This window comes from Isoptericola sp. Y541, assembly GCF_059445465.1.
Genome location: NZ_JCAIUJ010000006.1, coordinates 275,184 through 292,087 on the forward strand (window position 1 = coordinate 275,184; position 16,904 = coordinate 292,087).

Genomic DNA, 16,904 nt, shown 5'->3' on the forward strand with positions numbered 1-16,904 from the left:
GGCTGAGCATGGCTGAGCATGGCTGAGCATGGCTGAGCATGGCTGAGCATGGCTGAGCATGGCTGAGCATGGCTGAGCATGGCCGAGCATGGCCGAGCATGGCCGAGCATGGCCGAGCATGGCCGAGCATGGCCGAGCATGGCCGAGCATGGCCGAGCAAGACCGAGCATGGCCGAGGCCGGGCCCCCCGTGGGGACCCGGCCTCGGCGTGCGGGACGTGCGTGCGGGACGTGCGTGCGGCCCCTGCGCGCGGACCCGTGCGTCAGATCCCGACGGGCTCCACGTCGGGGCCGGAGCCCTCGGCGACCGGAGTCGGGGCGCGGCCGGCGGTCACCTCGACGCGGAGCTTGGCACCGAGCTCGGCGTCGACGCTCGTCCAGTACCAGAAGAAGCGCTCGCGGATCTCGTCGATCGTGATTGCGAGGCCCTGGCCCGTGAGGGTCTCGAGGAAGCGCGCCTTGGCGGCGTCGTCGAAGATCTCGCGGTACAGCGTGCCCGCCTGGCCGAAGTCGTCGTCCTCGGAGTGCAGGGTCTGTGCGGAGCGCAGCAGCGCGCCGTCGGACTCCCACGCCGACTCCACACCGAGCGTCGGGTCGGCGACGGGGCCGCCCTGCTCGCCGAACGAGTTCGGGGTGTAGGCGCGGTGTTCCGGGCCGTTGAAGTGGTACTGCATCGGGCCCTGGTGCATGTAGTTCGACACGGGTGCGGCGTGCGGCTGGTTCACCGGCAGCTGGTTGAAGTTGGCGCCGATGCGGTGGCGGTGTGCGTCGTTGTAGGCGAACACGCGGGCCATGAGCATCTTGTCCGGCGAGATGCCGGTGCCCGGCACCTGGTTGCCCGGGGAGAACGCCGCCTGCTCGATCTCGGCGAAGAAGTTCTGCGGGTTCCGGTTCAGCGTGAAGGTGCCGACCTTGATGAGCGGATAGTCGGCGTGCGGCCAGACCTTCGTCATGTCGAACGGGTTGAAGCGGTACGCCTTCGCGTCCTCGTACGGCATGACCTGCACCTTGACGTCCCACGAGGGGTACTCGCCCCGGTCGATGGCCTCGTACAGGTCGCGGCGGTAGTGGTCCGCGTCCTCGCCGGCGATGCGCTCGGCGTCCTCGGAGGAGATGTTCTCCACGCCCTGCTGGGAGATGAAGTGGTACTGCACCCAGAAGCGCTCGCCCTCGGCGTTGATCCACTGATAGGTGTGCGAGCCGTAGCCGTTGAGGTGCCGCCACGACTTCGACAGGCCGCGGTCGCCCATCACGTAGGTGACCTGGTGGGCGGACTCGGGGGAGAGGGTCCAGAAGTCCCACTGCATGTCGGCGTCGCGCAGGCCGGAGGCGCCCAGGCGCTTCTGCGAGTGGATGAAGTCGGGGAACTTCATGGCGTCGCGCAGGAAGAACACCGGGGTGTTGTTGCCGACGACGTCGAGGTTGCCCTCCTCCGTGTAGAAACGCAGCGAGAAGCCGCGCACGTCGCGCCAGGTGTCGGGGGAGCCCTGCTCGCCGGCGACGGAGGAGAAGCGCAGGAGCGTCTCGCTCTTCGCGCCCTGCTGGAAGACGGCCGCGCGGGTGTAGCGCGACACGTCCTCGGTGACGACGAGCTCCCCGAAAGCGCCGCCGCCCTTGGCGTGGGGGTTGCGCTCCGGCACGCGCTCCCGGTTGAAGGAGGCGAGCTTCTCGACCAGGTACCGGTCGTGCAGGACGGTGGGCCCGTCCGCACCCACGGTCAGCGAGTGCGCGTCGCTCGCCACTGGGGTGCCTGTCTGCGTCGTCGTGAACGGCGTCGTCATGTGATGACGTCCTTTCTCAGGGGGTTCCAGATCAGAGGGCCGTGCTGGAGGGTCCGGCTGCCGGGACGGGATCAGCAGCGCAGGCGGGGCACAGGCCCCAGAAGGTGACCTCGGCGAGGTCGACGGCGAAGCCGTGACCCCCGCTCGGCGTCAGGCAGGGCGCGTGGCCTGCCGTGCAGTCGACGTCGGCGACGGCCCCGCACGAGCGGCACACCACGTGGTGGTGGTTGTCGTCGGTGCGCCGCTCGTAGCGCGCCGGGTGCCCGGCCGGCTCCATGCGGCGCAGGAGGCCGGCCGTCGTGAGGGCGTGCAGGCAGTCGTAGACCGCCTGCACCGACACCGAGCCGAGGTCGGCGCGCACGGCCCGCACGACGTCGTCCGCGGTAGCGTGCTGCTGCTCGTGGAGCGCGCGCAGGACGGCGAGCCGGGCACCGGTGACGCGCAGGCCGCGCTCCCGCAGCATCGCGTCGTCCGTCCTTGCCGTGGTCATGGCCGTGACCTTGCCACACTTTCTGGAACGATTCCAATAACGGGCGCGGTGTGGAGCGCGACCGCGGAGACGCTCGCCACAGGCGTCCGAGGCGGGCGGAGGTCGTGCTAATCTTGACCGCTGACCGACCCGGGTCCGAATGCATGTCGCTCCGTCGGAGCGTGCGTCGTCGGACCGGGGTGCATCAAGTGGATTCCATCCCACCCGAGCACCGACAGCGCGGCCCTCCGGGGACGCCGACAGGAGCCGGGTCCCGGTCGGGCGCTCCTCGTGGGCGCTCGCCTCGGTCGTCGGAGCGCTCGCGCGCCGGCGTCGGTGTTTTGGCCTCCACCTGTGCTCAGGTCGGGGGCCTTTCCCGTCCCTGGCGGTCTACCGACGAGTTCCTAGGAGCATCACCATCAGCGAGCCTCGCATCAACGATCGGATCCGCGTCCCCGAGGTCCGACTCATCGGCCCGGGCGGGGAGCAGGTCGGCGTGGTCGCCACGGGAGTCGCCCTCAAGCTCGCCCAGGACGCCGACCTCGACCTCGTCGAGGTGGCCCCGGACGCCCGTCCGCCCGTCACCAAGCTCATGGATTTCGGCAAGTTCAAGTACGAGTCGGACATGAAGGCGCGCGAGGCGCGGCGCAACCAGGCGAACACGGTCCTCAAGGAGATCCGGTTCCGTCTCAAGATCGACCCGCACGACTACGGCACCAAGAAGGGCCACGTCGAGCGCTTCCTCGCAGCGGGCGACAAGGTCAAGGTCATGATCATGTTCCGCGGTCGTGAGCAGTCCCGCCCCGAGATGGGCGTGCGCCTGCTGCAGCGGCTCGCGGACGAGGTTTCCGAGCTCGGCTTCGTGGAGTCGATGCCGAAGCAGGACGGCCGCAACATGACCATGGTGCTCGGCCCGGTGAAGAAGAAGGCCGACGCCAAGGTCGAGCAGCGCAAGCGATCCACCGAGATCGACTCCCAGCGCAAGACCAAGTCGGAGGTGAAGGCCGAGGCTCGCGCCCATGCCGAGCCGACGCAGGCCCTTGCCGAGGCGCCCGAGGCCGAGGCCCCGGTCGAGGAGGCTCCGGTGGAGCAGGCTCCGGTGGAGCAGGCCGAGCCGGTCGTCGAGGAGGCCCCCGTCGAGAAGGCTGAGCCGGTCGTCGAGGAGGCCCCCGTCGAGAAGGCTGAGCCGGTCGCCGAGAAGGCTCCGGTCGAGAAGGCCCCGAAGGCTGAGCCGGTTGCTGAGAAGGCGCCGGTCGAGAAGGCCCCGAAGGCTGAGCCGGTTGCTGAGAAGGCTCCGGTCGAGAAGGCCCCGAAGGCTGAGCCGGTCGCCGAGAAGGCGCCGGTCGAGAAGGCCCCGAAGGCCCCGAAGGCTGAGCCGGTCGCCGAGAAGGCTCCGGTCGAGAAGGCCCCGAAGGCCCCGAAGGCCGAGCCGGTCGCCGAGAAGGCTCCGGTCGAGGAGGCTCCGGTCGAGAAGGCCGCGCCGAAGCCCGTCGCCGCAAAGCCGGCGTCGTCGGCCGCGCCACGCCCGCCGGCCCCCCGGCCGGCCGCGCCTCGGCCCAGGCCGACGCCCCGCGCAGGGCGCTGAGGGCGGGACAGTCCATCAGGCACCGGGTCGCCAGCCGGCCACGGTCCGCACAAGTCCTCGCCCACCCGGGCGGGAGACCGACATGAGGAGAGACGGCAGTCATGCCGAAGAACAAGACGCACTCCGGCGCCAAGAAGCGTTTCCGGGTCACCGGTAGCGGCAAGCTCATGCGTGAGCAGACGAACGCTCGCCACTACCTCGAGCACAAGTCCAGCCGCCGTACCCGTCGTCTGGCCCAGGACCAGGTGGTTTCGGCCGCCGACACCAAGTCCATCAAGAAGCTGCTCGGCAAGTGACCCGCCCGGGCGGATCGCGCACTCGATGAGCAACTCGTCGAGCGCGGCCGCCGGCAGCACTTCCGGACCCGACACTGCAAGGAGCATCACGTGGCACGCGTGAAGCGGGCGGTCAACGCCCACAAGAAGCGCCGTACGACCCTCGAGCGCGCCAGCGGCTATCGCGGCCAGCGTTCGCGTCTGTACCGGAAGGCGAAGGAGCAGGTCACCCACTCCCTCGTCTACTCGTACCGCGACCGCAAGGCCAAGAAGGGCGATTTCCGCAAGCTGTGGATCCAGCGCATCAACGCTGCGTCCCGCGCCCAGGGCCTCACCTACAACCGCCTCATCCAGGGCCTCAAGGCCGCGGGCGTGGAGGTCGACCGTCGCATGCTCGCCGAGCTCGCGGTCAACGACGTGGCGGCGTTCAACGCGCTCGTCCAGGTCGCCAAGGGCGCGCTGCCGGCTGACGTCAACGCGCCGAAGGCTGCCTGAGCCACGCGCCCAGCATTCCCAGGACGCCCGGACACCTCTGACCTGTCGATGCCCCGCATCCCCGACGTGACGCTCGCGAACCCGCGGGCGGACCGGGTCAAGCAGGTCAGGGCGCTGGCCGGGCGTCCCGCGCGTTCCCGGCACGGCCAGTTCCTCGTGGAGGGGCCGCAAGGCGTGCGCGAGGCCGTGCGCCACGCGCGGGCCGACGTGCGGGACGTCTACCTCACGCCCTCCGCCGCGGAGCGCTACCCCGAGATCCTCGACGCGGCCCGCGAGGCGGGGCATTTCGTGCACCTCGGCACGCCCGAGGTGCTCGAGGCCATGAGCCCCGACGCGCAGGGCGTGCTCGCCGTCGTGCGGACGACGTCGACGACCCTCGACGACGCCCTGAAGGCGGTCGCGACCGACGGCCGCCCGCTCCTGGTCGCGATGCTCGCGAATGTCCGGGACCCCGGCAACGCCGGCACGGTGATCCGCGCGTCCGACGCCGCCGGCGCCGACCTCGTCGTGCTCGCCGGCGAGAGCGTCGACGTGCACAACCCCAAGGTGGTCCGCTCGACCGCGGGGTCGCTCTTCCACCTGCCCGTCGTCACCGGCGTCCCGCTCGCGGAGGCGGCCTCGACGGCGCGCGCCGCGGGCTGCGTCGTGCTGGCCGCGGACGGCGCCGGCGAGCACGACCTCGACGACCTGCTCGACGTCGCCGGGGCGTCCGCCGCCGGTGACGGGCCCGAACACGGAGCCGAACCTGTGCCCGACCGCGTGCCCGACCTCGCCGGCTCCACCGCGTGGATCTTCGGCAACGAGGCCTGGGGCCTGCCCGAGGCCGACCGGGCGCTGGCGGACGCCGTGGTCCGGGTGCCCATCCGCGGCAGGGCCGAGTCGCTGAACCTCGCGACCGCCGCCACCGTCTGCCTGTACGCGAGCGGCCGCGCCCAACGCTGAGCGCCGCGGAGGGCGACCGCCCTACCGCGGGGCGTGATCTCCCGGACGAAGTGCGGGATCACGTTGCCGCCCCAGACGCCGGCGGCGAAGCTCAGGATGATCGTGGTCCGCACCGTGACACGATGACAGGGTGCGTCTCTTCACGGCCGTGTACCCCTCCGCCGACGCCGTCGCGCACCTGGACCTCGCCCTCGGCGGGGTCGGCGGGAACGCGCTGAGCGACCCGGGGCGCGGGCTGCGCTGGGTGCCCGCGGAACAACGGCACGTCACTCTCGCCTTCCACGGAGAGGTGCCGGACGGCGCCGTCCCCGGCTACGTCGACGCGCTGGGTGGAGCGCTGCGCGACGTGCCGCCGTTCGAGCTCGCGCTCGCCGGGAGCGGCTCGTTCGGCGGGCGCACCCTGTGGGTCGGCCTGACCGGAGCGATCGACGACCTGCGTCGAGCCGCCGAGCTCGCCCTGGACGCCGCCGTCGGCGCGGCAGGGCTGCCGGCTGCCGACCGCGCCTCCGGCCGGCCGCACCTGACGGTCGCGCGCGCGACGCTACGCGGGCTGCCGGACCGGCGCCGCGTCGACGGGGCACGCGGTGGCACGCGCGGGCCGCGGGGCCGTGGGGCGGAGGGGTCGCCGCTCGTACCGTGGGCGCGCGCCCTCGCCGTCTACCGGGGTCCGGCCTGGCAGGTGGACGCCGTGCACGTGGTCGCCTCGCGGCTCGGCGAGGGTCGGTCCGGTGGCCCGCTGCACGAGGACATCGCCGTCGTGCCGCTGGCGGGGGCCGACGCCGCGGACCCGACATGACGTGCCATCATGGTGAGCGTGACACGTCGTGATCGCCGATTTACCGGGCCCGCCACGGGCCTGGTCTCAGCAGCCCTCACGCACTGAGGGCGGGCGCCTCCGCGAAGCCGCGGACGCCGACCTGACCGGCCCGGGCGGGCACATAAACTGACCCCGCCGCCACACCCCTCGCAGGGCCCCTCTCAGGAAGGCACGCATGTCCACGCCCGCACCCTCGCCAGACCCCGGCGCCGCACAGCCGAGCACCGCACAGCCGAGCACCGCACAGCCGAGCACCGCACAGCCGAGCATCGACCCGCTCGACGTCGCCGCGCTCGACGCTGCCGTCGATGCCGCGCTCGCCGCCGTCGCCGCCGCGAGCGACCTCGACGAGCTGAAGGCCGTCCGCAGCGCGCACACGGGCGACAAGAGCCCGCTCGCGCTCGCCAACCGTGCCATCGGCGCCCTGCCGGGCCCGGACAAGTCCGCCGCGGGCAAGAACGTCGGGCCCCGGCGCGGTCGGGTGAACGAGGCGATCGCCGCGCGCCAGGCCGAGCTCGAGGCCGAGCGCGACGAGCGGGTCCTGGTCGAGGAGTCCGTCGACGTCACCCTGCCGACCGACCGTCGCCCGCTGGGCGCCCGGCACCCCATCGAGCTGGTGCAGGAGCGCATCGCCGACTTCTTCGTCGGGATGGGCTGGGAGATCGCCGACGGCCCCGAGGTCGAGGCTGAGTGGTTCAACTTCGACGCGCTCAACTTCGACCCGGACCACCCTGCGCGGCAGATGCAGGACACGTTCTATGTGCAGGGAGAGGGCGGCAAGCCGTCCAACCTCGTGCTGCGCACGCACACCTCCCCGGTGCAGTCGCGCTCGCTGCTGGAGCGTGGCGTGCCGCTGTACGTCGCGTGCCCGGGCAAGGTGTTCCGCACCGACGCGCTCGACCAGACGCACACGCCCGTCTTCCACCAGGTCGAGGGCCTCGCGGTCGACAAGGGCCTCACGATGGCGAACCTGGTCGGCACGCTGGACGCCTTCGCGCGCGCGATGTTCGGGCCCGAGGCCCGCACGCGGCTGCGCCCCGCGTTCTTCCCGTTCACCGAGCCCAGCGCCGAGATGGACCTGTGGTTCCCGCAGAAGAAGGGCGGCGCGGGCTGGATCGAGTGGGGCGGCTGCGGCATGGTCAACCCGAACGTGCTGCGGGCGGCCGGCATCGACCCCGAGGAGTACCAGGGCTTCGCCTTCGGGATGGGGATCGAGCGCACGCTCATGCTGCGCCACTCGATCGCGGACATGCACGACATCGTGGAGGGCGACGTGCGCTTCTCCACGCAGTTCGGGACGGAGATCTGATGCCTCGCATCGTCATTGACTGGCTCGGCGAGCACGTCGAGCTGCCGGTGGACCTCACCGCGGAGCAGCTCGCGGCCGCGCTCGTGAGGGTGGGGCTGGAGGAGGAGGAGATCCACCCCGCCGCCGTCACGGGCCCGCTCGTGGTCGGGCGCGTGCTGGAGCAGACGCCCGAGCCGCAGAAGAACGGCAAGACCATCAACTGGTGTCGCGTCGACGTCGGCCCGGAGCACAACGACGCCGACGGCGCGCGCGGCATCGTCTGCGGGGCGCACAACTTCGGCGTGGGTGACTACGTCGTCGTCTCGCTGCCCGGCACGGTGCTGCCCGGCGGGTTCGCGATCGCGGCGCGCAAGACGTACGGGCACGTGTCCGACGGCATGATCTGCTCGGTGCGCGAGCTCGCCATCGGCGAGGATCGCGACGGCATCCTGGTGCTCACCCGCGCCGGGTTCGACGCCGCGGACCTCACGCCCGGCCAGGACGCGATCGCTCTGCTCGGGCTGAGCGACGAGGTCCTCGAGATCAACGTCACCCCCGACCGCGGCTATGCCTTCAGCTACCGCGGCGTCGGTCGCGAGTACGCCCACTCGACTGGCGCGCGCTTCACGGACCGTGGGCTCGTGGAGAACCTCGAGACGGCCCCGCCGGCCCCGACCGCCGACGGGTTCGTCGTCGAGGTCGACGATGCCGCGCCGATCCACGGGAACGACGGGTGCGACCGGTTCGTCACGCGGATCGTGCGGGGGATCGATCCGTCGGCCCCGACCCCGCCGTGGATGAAGCGCCGCCTCGAGGGCTCCGGCATGCGCGCCATCTCCCTGGCGGTGGACGTCACCAACTACGTCATGCTCGACCTCGGGCAGCCGCTGCACGCCTACGACCTGGCACGCGTCGCGGCGCCGATCGTCGTCCGTCGTGCGGGCATGACGGACGGGAACGCCGAGCGTCTCACCACGCTCGACGGCGCCGACCGCGCCCTGGACGCCGAGGACCTGCTCATCACCGACTCGCCGGAGGGGGCGCGCGGGTCGCGCGTCCTGGGGCTGGCCGGCGTCATGGGCGGGGCGTCCTCCGAGGTGAGCGACGCGACCACCGACGTGCTCGTCGAGGCGGCGCACTTCGACCCGATCACCGTGGCGCGCACCGCGCGCCGCCACCGGCTGCCGTCGGAGGCTGCCAAGCGGTTCGAGCGCGGCGTCGACCCGCGCCTGCCCGCGGTCGCGGCGCAGCGCGTCGTCGACCTGCTGGTCGAGCTCGGCGGCGGCACCGCCGACCCGGCCGTGAGCGACCTGGACACGACCTCCGCGCCGGCGCCGGTCCGCCTCGACGTCAGCCTGCCCACGCGGCTGTCGGGCGTCGAGTACGACCGGGCGACGGTCGTGGGCATCCTCGAGCAGATCGGCGCCACGGTCACGCCGGTCGCGCCCGTCGAGACCACCATTCTCGTCACCCCGCCGACGTGGCGGCCCGACCTCACCGAGCCGGCCGCCCTGGTCGAGGAGGTCGTGCGCATCGCGGGCTACGACCAGATCCCGTCCGTCCTGCCCTCCGCCCCCGGCGGGCGCGGGCTCACGACCGAGCAGCGCGCGCGCCGCTCGGTCGCGCGCGCCCTGGCCGAGGCCGGGCTCGTCGAGGTCCTGTCGTACCCGTTCGTCGGCGAGGCCGACCTGGACGCGCTGGGGCTGCCGGACGAGGACGTGCGCCGGGTGACCCTGCGCCTCGCCAACCCGCTGGCGGACGACCGGCCGCTGATGCGCGCCGACCTGCTCACGACACTGCTCGACACGGCGCGCCGCAACTTCTCGCGCGGGCTGGGCGACGTCGCCGTGTTCGAGATCGGGCTGGTCACGCGGCCGACGCCGGGCACCCCGGCGCCGCCGCAGCTGCCGGTCGGCGTGCGGCCGTCGGACGACGACCTCGAGGCGCTGGTGACCTCGGTGCCCGACCAGCCGAGGCACGTCGCGGGCGTGCTCACCGGCCGGGCCGAGCCCGCCGGCTGGTGGGGCGGCGGGCGCGCGGCCGACTGGGCGGACGCCCTCGACGCGGCCCGGATCGTCGCGCAGCGCGCGGGGGCCGGGGTCACGGTCGCGGCGGACACGGGCACCATGCCCTGGCATCCGGGCCGCTGTGCCGCGCTGGCGCTCGCGGACGGGACGGTCGTGGGGCACGCCGGCGAGCTGCACCCGAAGGTGGTGGAGCGGCTGGACCTGCCCGCGCGGGCGGCGGCGTTCGAGCTCGACCTGGGCGCGCTCATCGCGGCGGCGGGGGACGAGCCGGTCGCCGGGTTCCCGGTGTCGGCGTTCCCGGCGGCGAAGGAGGACTTCGCGTTCGTGGTCGACGCGACCGTGCCGGCCGCGGACGTGGAGGCAGCCGTGGCCGCGGGCGCGGGGCCGCTGCTGGAGGAGGCGCGGCTCTTCGACGTCTTCACCGGCGAGCAGGTGGGCGAGGGGCGCAAGTCGCTCGCGTACTCGGTGCGGCTGCGCGCCGCCGACCGCACGCTGACCGCCGACGACGTGCGCGCCGTGCGCGAGGGCGTCGTGGCGGCGGCCGCCGAGCGCGTGGGAGCCGTGCTGCGTGGCTGAGCCGTCTCCGGCGGTCGAGCCCGTCGAAACCACCGAACCCACGCCGCCTCCGGCCCGCACCGCGCTCGTGACGGGCGCGACCCGCGGCATCGGCCGCGCGGTCGCGCTCGCCCTCGCCCGGGCGGGGCTCGACGTCGCGCTGCTGGCCCGCGACGCGGACCGGCTGGCCGAGGTCGCCGACGAGGTGCGCGCCCTCGGCCGGGCCGTGGTCGCGCTGCCGTGCGACGTGACGGACGCGGCCGCCGTCGCCGCGGCGGTGCGCCGCGCGGAGGCCCCCGTGTCCGGGGGCGGCCTCGGCTCCGTGGACCTCCTGGTCAACAACGCCGGCCGCATCGACGCCGAGGTGCCGCTGTGGGAGGCCGACCCCGACGAGTGGTGGTCGGTGCTGGAGACCAACGTGCGCGGCCCGTTCCTGCTGGCCCGGCACGCGGTGCCGGGAATGCTGGCCCGCGGCGGTGGGCGCGTGGTTGATCTCGCCTCCGGCGCGAGCACGCACGAGATGGTCGCGTCGACCGCCTACAACGCGAGCAAGACGGCGTTGCTGCGGCTCGGCGCTGGCCTGCACGAGGCGGGGCACGAACGCGGGCTGCGCGTCTTCGAGCTCTCGCCCGGGACGGTCGCCACCGAGATGACCGCGGACATGCCGATGCACGCCGGGCGCACCGAGTGGACGCCGGTCGAGCGCACGGTGGAGATGGTCGTCGCGATCGCGCGCGGCGACCTCGACGCCTGCTCCGGCTGGTACCTGCGCGTCACGCACGACACCCCGGAGTCGCTGGCCCGGCTCGCGGCCCGGGCGTCGGGGCCCGCCGCGCGCCGGCTGCGCGTGCAGCCGGCGGCGGACGACGACCCCCTGGCCGGAGTGCTCACGGGGCGCTGATCTCGCGAACGTGGGCCGCGGGCCCGGGCCTCAGCGGCGCTCGTCGCGCCAGCGCACCCACTGCTCCACGAGCGACAGGTCGTAGTCGGGCCCGCCAACGCCGACCGTGAACAGGGTGGCGCCGGCGTCGAGGAGCTGGTCCCCGACCTCCGATGGCAGTGCGCCCACGCCGACCGACCGCTCGACGAGGCTCGCGGTGTCCCGCCCGACGGCCTCGCCGTGCTCGTCGAGGATCGCGGACTTGCGGCGCAGCGTCTCGACGTCGCCGAACGAGTGCCACACGTCGGCGTGCTCGGCCACGACCCGCAAGGTCTTCTTCTCGCCCCCGCCCCCGACGAGGACCGGGATCTCGCGCGTCGGGGCGGGGTTGCCCGCGGCCAGGCGCCGGCGGATGCGGGGGAGCGCCTCGGCGAGGTCGGCGATACGAGCTCCCGCGGTGCCGAACTCGTAGCCGAACTGGTCGTAGTCCTTGGCGAACCAGCCCGCCCCGATGCCGAGGATCAGGCGGCCGCCCGAGATGTGGTCGACGGTGCGGGCCATGTCGGCGAGCAGGTCGGGGTTGCGGTACGAGTTGCACGTGACGAGCGCGCCGATCTGCACGCGTTCGGTCTGCTCGGCCCAGGCGCCGAGCATGGTCCAGCACTCGAAGTGCTTGCCGTCGGGGTCGCCGTTGAGCGGGAAGAAGTGGTCCCAGTTGAAGATCACGTCGACCCCGGCGTCCTCCGCGCGGCGGACGGCGTCACGCAGCTGCTGGTAGTCGGCGTGCTGCGGCTGCAGCTGGACGCCGATGCGGATCGGGTGCTGGGTGTCGTTCATACGGCGAGCATAGGGACCCAGGTCACTCGAGGGTCGGCGACGTCCGCGTGGCGACCACGAACACCCGGCGGAAGGCGAGGGGCGTGCCGAACGCATGCCGGGGATAGGCCTCGCGCAGCGCCGCACCGAGGTCGGCGTCGAACCGGGCACGCAGGTCGGTGCCGTGCGCGGCGTCGTGGGCGTCGAGCGCGTGCAGCACCGGCTGCGCGCCGGTCGCGGAGATCCAGCGCAGCACCGGGTCCTCGCCGTCGAGCACGTGCGTGTAGATGGTCTCCCAGGTGTCGACCTCCCAGCCGGGGGCGGCGAGGATCCCCAGGTAGTCCGCCGGGTCGCCCACGGCGCGGCGCTCCGCCGGCCCGACGACGGCGGCGTACGGCTCGCGCCCGGCGACCTCGCGCAGGAGCCGGTGGCTCGGTGCGTCGTGGTTGCCCGGCACGGAGAAGGCGAACGTCTGCCGCGCGGTGGCGGCGAGTGCCGGGAGCAGCTCGCGGTGCCCGGGCACCCACTGCAGGGTGGCGTTGCTGATCACGAGGTCGGCACCGTCGGCACCGTCGGCACCGTCGGCACCGTCGGCACCGTCGGCGCCCGGGACGGGGCCGCGGCCGGCGGCGAAGTCGCGCACGTCGGCGAGCTCGTACCGCCCGTCGGGGACGGCGGACCTCGCCCGCTCGATCATCGCGGGGGAGGCGTCGAGCCCGACGAACGTCGCGCCCGGCCACCGCTCGCGCAGGACGGGCGTGAGGTGCCCCGGGCCGGAGCCCAGGTCGACGATGCTCGCGGGCTCGCGACGCACCCGCGCGACCAGCTCGCCGAAGGGGCGGGACCGCTCGTCGGTGTAGCTCAGGTAGGCGGTGGGGGACCAGTCGGCCACGGCAACTCCTTTGATGTCGAGTATCTCGACATCAAGATACACGTCGAGATGCATCGCGCGGCCGCCGCAGGCTAAGGCACCAGCAGCACCTTGCCCGTCGTGGCGCGACCCTCGAGCGCGCGGTGGGCCTCCCCGGCGTCCGCGAGCGGGAACCGTGCGCCGACGCGCACGTCGAGGTCGCCCCGCGCGGCCGCCCCGAGCACCTCGCCCGCCCGCCACTCGAGCTCGCCCCGGGTGAGCGTGTAGTGCGCCAGCGTGGGCCGCGTGAGGTACAGGGAACCGCCGGCGTTGAGCCGCTGCGGGTTGACCGGCGGCACCTGCCCCGACGCGCCGCCGAAGAGCACGAGGGTGCCGCGCGGACGCAGGGACGCGAGCGACGCGTCGAACGTCGCGCGGCCCACGCCGTCGTACGCCACGTGCACGCCCTGGCCGTCGGTGAGGTCGCGCACGACGGCGGGCAGCTCGGCCGCGACATCGTCCATCGCGGCGTAGTCCACCGTGTGCGCCGCGCCCGCCGCGGACGACAGGGCGGCCTTCTCCGGGGTCGAGACCGTGGTGACGACCCTGCCCCCGCGGGCCGCGGCCAGCTGGGTCGTGAGCAGGCCGACGCCACCCGCGCCGGCGGTGAGGAGCACGTCGTGACCGGGGCCGACCTCGAACGTGGATGCCACGAGGTAGTGGGCCGTCATGCCCTGCAGCGGCAGGGCGGCCGCGGTCACCAGGTCGAGCCCCGCCGGGACGCGGATGGCCTGCGCCGCCGGGACGGCGACGAGCTCGGCGTACGAGCCGGGGGTGTCGTGCCAGGACACCTCGTCGCCGACCGCGAAGCCGGTCACCTCCGCGCCGACCGCCTCGACCGTGCCCGATCCCTCGACGCCCGCCACGTGCGGGTAGTCCATCGCGTACACGCCGGCGCGCCGGTACGTATCGATGAAGTTCACCCCCGCCGCCGCGACGCGGACGAGGAGCTGGTCCGGCCCAGGCGAGGGATCGGGGAGCTCGGTGTACGACAGGACCTCGGGACCGCCCGCCTCACGGGCCACGACTGCGTGCATGCGTCCGAGCCTACGGGTGCCCGGGATGTCGCCGCCCGGGCCTCAGTCGTCGATCGGGTCGAGCCGCTCGCCGGCGCGGACGGGCGTCGTCACCCGGTTGCCGGCGGGCGCGAGCGGGCACGTCCATGCCGGGTCGTAACGGCAGGACGGGTGGTAGGCGAAGTTGAGGTCCACCACCACGCGCCCGTCGTGGCCGCCGAGCTCGGCGCCCTTCGCGGTGTCCAGCAGGTACCGCCCGCCGCCGTACGTCTCGGTGCCCGCAGTGCCGTCCCGCAGCGGGACGAACAGGCCGCCGCCGTACTGGGCGAGCCACCACGCGTCGAGGGTCCCGACACCCGGCACCTCGAGGACCCCGACGCGCTCCATCGTCGTCACGCCGTCCGATCCGGTGTCGACGTCGAGGCTCGCGGGGGCCGCGGGCCGCAGGGCCAGCTCGAAGCGCAGCGCGGGATCGTAGGGCCAGACGGGGATCCCGCTGTGGCGCAGCGGGTCGTCGCCGGCGAGCGGGCTCTGCGGGTGGGTGCGGAACAGCGCGTCGCGACCCGCCCGCCACCGCGCGTGCCCGGCCGCCGGGTCCGGGTCTGCCCGGGCGTCCGCGTAGAGCTCGGCGACGCGGCGGCGCCAGTCGGTGAGCTCGAGGGCGGTGCCCGGCGTCACCGAGCTCACGACGCCGCCTCGAGCTCGGCCAGCAGGAACGTGTCGCCGTCGGCGTGCCGCCAGGGCGCGTACCGCCCCCACCGCAGCCCGGCGCTCGCGGCCGGCGCGGCGAGGAGCTCGGGCGTGGTGAAGCGGTCGTGGTGCACCGGGAAGTCGTGCCGTTGCCGCGCTGGCCGGCCGAAGCCGGTGAAGGTCGCGGTGACCGCGCGGCCGCCGGGCCGCAGCACGCGGGCCCACTCCGCCATCGCGGCGTACGCGTCGGGCATCAGGTGCAGGGCCGTGACGCAGGTGATCAGGTCCGCCGACCGGTCAGCGAACGGCAGTGCCGCCGCGTCCGCCAACAGCAGCGTCGCGTCGGGCAGCTCGCGCCGCGCGGCCGCGAGCATCGCGGGGGAGAGATCGACACCCATCAGGCGCAGGGGCGCGGCCGACGACGCCCGCAGCGCGCGCAGGACCAGCCCGGTGCCGGTCGCGACGTCCAGGACGTCGAGGGCGGCGGGCGTGTCGAGACCACCGCCCGCCGTCTCGCCGAGCTCGCAGAAGGCGGCGACCTCGGTGGCGAGATCGCGATGCATGCGGCTCTCGTCGTAGGTGGCGGCGCGCGCGTCGTAGGCGGCCGCAACGGCGCCGGCGGGTTCGTCGTGCGTGGAGGTGCTGGTCATGACCTCGACCCTATGCTGCGCCTGTGACCAGCGACACGAACAGCGACACGAACAGCGACACGGCCGCGACGTTCGACATCCGCCCCGCGACCGACGACGACTGGCAGGCCCTGTGGCCGATCGTCGAGGCCGTGGTGCGCGCGGGCGAGACCTACGCCTACCCGCTGGACCTCACGAGCGACCAGGGGCGGGGCCTGTGGCTGGAGCGCCCGCCGGGCGTGACGGTCGTCGCCGAGCGCCCCGACGGCATGGTGCTCGGCACCGCGAAGATGGGGCCCAACCGGCCCGGCCACGGCGACCATGTCGGGACGGCGTCGTTCATGGTGTCGCCCGCGGCGCGCGGGCTCGGCGTCGGCCGGGCGCTGGGGGAGCGCGTCGTCGCCTGGCATCGCGCGCAGGGCTACCGGGGGATCCAGTTCAACGCCGTCGTGGAGACGAACACCGCGGCGATACGCCTGTGGCGGTCGCTGGGCTTCGAGATCGTCGGCACGGTGCCCGGGGCGTTCCGCAGCCCGACCCACGGGTACGTCGGGCTGCACGTCATGTACCTGCCGCTCACGGGCTGAGACGGCCGGCGTCGGCTTGGGATCCCACTGCATAGATATGTATAGTGCTGCATATGGTCAGCACCCAGTCGCAGCTCCGCGTCGCGGTGGCCGGTGCGTCGGGCTATGCCGGGGGCGAGTTCCTCCGGCTGGCGGCCCGCCACCCCCACCTCGAGGTCGGCACCCTCACCGCCCACTCGAACGCCGGCTCGCGCCTCGGCGAGCTGCAGCCGCACCTGCGCTCGCTCGCCGGCCGCGTGCTGGAGCCGACGACGCCCGAGGCGCTCGCCGGTCACGACGTGGTCGTGCTCGGGCTGCCCCACGGTGCGTCCGGCGAGATCGCCGCGCAGCTCCCCGACGACGTGCTCGTGCTCGACCTCGGCGCCGACCACCGCCTCGCGTCCGCAGCGGACTGGGAGGCCTTCTACGGCTCGCCGCACGCCGGCACCTGGCCCTACGGGCTGCCCGAGCTGCTCCACGCCGACGGCGCCGGTGTCGTGACGGGCCGCCAGCGCGACGAGCTCCCCGGCGCCCGTCGGATCGCCGTGCCCGGCTGCAACGTCACCGCCGTCACGCTGGGGCTGCAGCCCGGCGTCGCCACCGGGCTCGTGAGCCCGTCCGACGTCGTCGCGGTCCTTGCCAACGGGTACTCGGGCGCCGGCAGGTCGCTCAGGCCCCACCTGCTCGCCGCCGAGGGCCTCGGGTCCGCCCTGCCCTACGCCGTGGGCGGCACGCACCGGCACATCCCCGAGATCGCGCAGAACCTCCGCGTGGCCGGGGCGCCCGAGGTGTCGATCAGCTTCACGCCCACGCTCGTGCCGATGTCCCGCGGCATCCTCGCCACGGTCACGGCGCGGCTCGCGCCGGGCCACGAGGGCGCGACCGCGGACGAGGTGCGCGACGTCTGGGAGCAGGCCTACGCCGACGAGCCGTTCGTCGAGCTCCTGCCGCCAGGGCAGTGGCCCACGACGGCCGCCACGCTCGGCGCGAACACCGCGCTCGTGCAGGTGGCGCTCGACGAGGCCGTCGGTCGCGTCGTGACGGTCACCGCCATCGACAACCTCGTCAAGGGCACCGCCGGCCAGGCGGTCCAGGCCATGAACCTTTCCCGCGGCCTGCCGGAGACGGCGGGCCTGATCACCGAAGGAGTCGCACCATGAACCC

Annotated in this window: 17 protein-coding genes; 10 read left to right on the forward strand and 7 right to left on the reverse strand. The window is 73.9% G+C overall.

Annotation, left to right across the window (positions count from 1 at the left end; translation table 11 throughout):
* Nucleotides 1–262: 262 nt before the first annotated feature.
* Together AC1C2V_RS14890 and AC1C2V_RS14895 are read right to left on the reverse strand one after the other, a co-directional pair.
* Nucleotides 263–1,780 (reverse strand): catalase, encoded by a 1,518-nt coding sequence (locus AC1C2V_RS14890; protein WP_495390402.1) that lies wholly within the window; start codon nucleotides 1,778–1,780, stop codon nucleotides 263–265.
* A 31-nt stretch (nucleotides 1,781–1,811) separates the two neighbouring features.
* Nucleotides 1,812–2,270: a Fur family transcriptional regulator gene (locus AC1C2V_RS14895; protein ID WP_495390403.1), complete on the reverse strand. Its 459-nt coding sequence runs from the start codon at nucleotides 2,268–2,270 to the stop codon at nucleotides 1,812–1,814.
* 424 nt (nucleotides 2,271–2,694) lie between these two features.
* Between AC1C2V_RS14895 and infC the strand changes: the two genes are divergently transcribed.
* The 8 genes from infC to AC1C2V_RS14935 all read left to right on the forward strand — a co-directional run bounded on the left by infC (nucleotide 2,695) and on the right by AC1C2V_RS14935 (nucleotide 11,134).
* Nucleotides 2,695–3,834, forward strand: coding sequence for a translation initiation factor IF-3 (infC, locus tag AC1C2V_RS14900; RefSeq protein ID WP_495390443.1), 1,140 nt, complete (start codon nucleotides 2,695–2,697; stop codon nucleotides 3,832–3,834).
* A 101-nt stretch (nucleotides 3,835–3,935) separates the two neighbouring features.
* Nucleotides 3,936–4,130 (forward strand): 50S ribosomal protein L35, encoded by a 195-nt coding sequence (gene rpmI / locus AC1C2V_RS14905; RefSeq protein WP_495390404.1) that lies wholly within the window; start codon nucleotides 3,936–3,938, stop codon nucleotides 4,128–4,130.
* 90 nt (nucleotides 4,131–4,220) lie between these two features.
* Nucleotides 4,221–4,604: a 50S ribosomal protein L20 gene (gene rplT / locus AC1C2V_RS14910; protein ID WP_495390405.1), complete on the forward strand. Its 384-nt coding sequence runs from the start codon at nucleotides 4,221–4,223 to the stop codon at nucleotides 4,602–4,604.
* A 48-nt stretch (nucleotides 4,605–4,652) separates the two neighbouring features.
* Nucleotides 4,653–5,546: a TrmH family RNA methyltransferase gene (locus AC1C2V_RS14915; protein ID WP_495390406.1), complete on the forward strand. Its 894-nt coding sequence runs from the start codon at nucleotides 4,653–4,655 to the stop codon at nucleotides 5,544–5,546.
* A gap of 130 nt (nucleotides 5,547–5,676) precedes the next feature.
* Complete coding sequence (locus AC1C2V_RS14920) at nucleotides 5,677–6,342, forward strand: 2'-5' RNA ligase family protein (protein WP_495390407.1); 666 nt, start codon at nucleotides 5,677–5,679, stop codon at nucleotides 6,340–6,342.
* Between the two features lie 196 nt (nucleotides 6,343–6,538).
* Nucleotides 6,539–7,672 carry a phenylalanine--tRNA ligase subunit alpha gene (pheS, locus tag AC1C2V_RS14925; RefSeq protein WP_495390408.1) on the forward strand — a complete coding sequence of 378 codons (1,134 nt, stop codon included), beginning with the start codon at nucleotides 6,539–6,541 and terminating at the stop codon, nucleotides 7,670–7,672.
* Nucleotides 7,672–10,254 (forward strand): phenylalanine--tRNA ligase subunit beta, encoded by a 2,583-nt coding sequence (gene pheT / locus AC1C2V_RS14930; protein ID WP_495390409.1) that lies wholly within the window; start codon nucleotides 7,672–7,674, stop codon nucleotides 10,252–10,254. Before pheS ends, pheT begins: the two co-directional genes overlap by 1 nt.
* Nucleotides 10,247–11,134 carry an SDR family NAD(P)-dependent oxidoreductase gene (locus AC1C2V_RS14935; RefSeq protein ID WP_495390410.1) on the forward strand — a complete coding sequence of 296 codons (888 nt, stop codon included), beginning with the start codon at nucleotides 10,247–10,249 and terminating at the stop codon, nucleotides 11,132–11,134. Before pheT ends, AC1C2V_RS14935 begins: the two co-directional genes overlap by 8 nt.
* Nucleotides 11,135–11,164: 30 nt before the next feature.
* Here the strand turns inward: AC1C2V_RS14935 and AC1C2V_RS14940 are convergent, their stop codons facing one another.
* From AC1C2V_RS14940 to AC1C2V_RS14960, 5 genes are all read right to left on the reverse strand, one after another.
* Nucleotides 11,165–11,950, reverse strand: coding sequence for an LLM class F420-dependent oxidoreductase (locus AC1C2V_RS14940; RefSeq protein ID WP_495390411.1), 786 nt, complete (start codon nucleotides 11,948–11,950; stop codon nucleotides 11,165–11,167).
* A gap of 22 nt (nucleotides 11,951–11,972) precedes the next feature.
* Complete coding sequence (locus tag AC1C2V_RS14945) at nucleotides 11,973–12,821, reverse strand: methyltransferase domain-containing protein (protein WP_495390412.1); 849 nt, start codon at nucleotides 12,819–12,821, stop codon at nucleotides 11,973–11,975.
* A gap of 71 nt (nucleotides 12,822–12,892) precedes the next feature.
* Nucleotides 12,893–13,876 (reverse strand): quinone oxidoreductase family protein, encoded by a 984-nt coding sequence (locus AC1C2V_RS14950; RefSeq protein ID WP_495390413.1) that lies wholly within the window; start codon nucleotides 13,874–13,876, stop codon nucleotides 12,893–12,895.
* Nucleotides 13,877–13,918: 42 nt separating this feature from the next.
* Nucleotides 13,919–14,542, reverse strand: coding sequence for a DUF1684 domain-containing protein (locus tag AC1C2V_RS14955; RefSeq protein WP_495390414.1), 624 nt, complete (start codon nucleotides 14,540–14,542; stop codon nucleotides 13,919–13,921).
* On the reverse strand, nucleotides 14,539–15,195 hold the full coding sequence (locus AC1C2V_RS14960) for a class I SAM-dependent methyltransferase (RefSeq protein WP_495390415.1): 657 nt from the start codon (nucleotides 15,193–15,195) through the stop codon (nucleotides 14,539–14,541). The genes AC1C2V_RS14955 and AC1C2V_RS14960 overlap by 4 nt, the downstream gene beginning before the upstream one ends.
* 23 nt (nucleotides 15,196–15,218) lie before the next feature.
* On the opposite strand from AC1C2V_RS14960, the gene AC1C2V_RS14965 reads away from it, so the two are divergent.
* A complete protein-coding gene (locus AC1C2V_RS14965; protein WP_495390416.1) occupies nucleotides 15,219–15,761 on the forward strand; it encodes a GNAT family N-acetyltransferase in 543 nt (180 codons plus the stop codon).
* A 53-nt stretch (nucleotides 15,762–15,814) separates the two neighbouring features.
* Nucleotides 15,815–16,900: an N-acetyl-gamma-glutamyl-phosphate reductase gene (gene argC / locus AC1C2V_RS14970; protein ID WP_495390417.1), complete on the forward strand. Its 1,086-nt coding sequence runs from the start codon at nucleotides 15,815–15,817 to the stop codon at nucleotides 16,898–16,900.
* Nucleotides 16,901–16,904 lie beyond the last annotated feature (4 nt).

Coding starts and splice junctions, on each gene's coding strand:
- rpmI (WP_495390404.1), top strand. CDS start 3,936: ATGCCGAAGAACAAGACGCACTCCGGCGCCAAGAAGCGTTTCCGGGTC.
- AC1C2V_RS14940 (WP_495390411.1), bottom strand. CDS start 11,950: ATGAACGACACCCAGCACCCGATCCGCATCGGCGTCCAGCTGCAGCCG.
- AC1C2V_RS14950 (WP_495390413.1), bottom strand. CDS start 13,876: ATGCACGCAGTCGTGGCCCGTGAGGCGGGCGGTCCCGAGGTCCTGTCG.
- AC1C2V_RS14915 (WP_495390406.1), top strand. CDS start 4,653: ATGCCCCGCATCCCCGACGTGACGCTCGCGAACCCGCGGGCGGACCGG.
- AC1C2V_RS14895 (WP_495390403.1), bottom strand. CDS start 2,270: ATGACCACGGCAAGGACGGACGACGCGATGCTGCGGGAGCGCGGCCTG.
- pheS (WP_495390408.1), top strand. CDS start 6,539: ATGTCCACGCCCGCACCCTCGCCAGACCCCGGCGCCGCACAGCCGAGC.
- pheT (WP_495390409.1), top strand. CDS start 7,672: ATGCCTCGCATCGTCATTGACTGGCTCGGCGAGCACGTCGAGCTGCCG.
- argC (WP_495390417.1), top strand. CDS start 15,815: ATGGTCAGCACCCAGTCGCAGCTCCGCGTCGCGGTGGCCGGTGCGTCG.
- AC1C2V_RS14890 (WP_495390402.1), bottom strand. CDS start 1,780: ATGACGACGCCGTTCACGACGACGCAGACAGGCACCCCAGTGGCGAGC.
- AC1C2V_RS14960 (WP_495390415.1), bottom strand. CDS start 15,195: ATGACCAGCACCTCCACGCACGACGAACCCGCCGGCGCCGTTGCGGCC.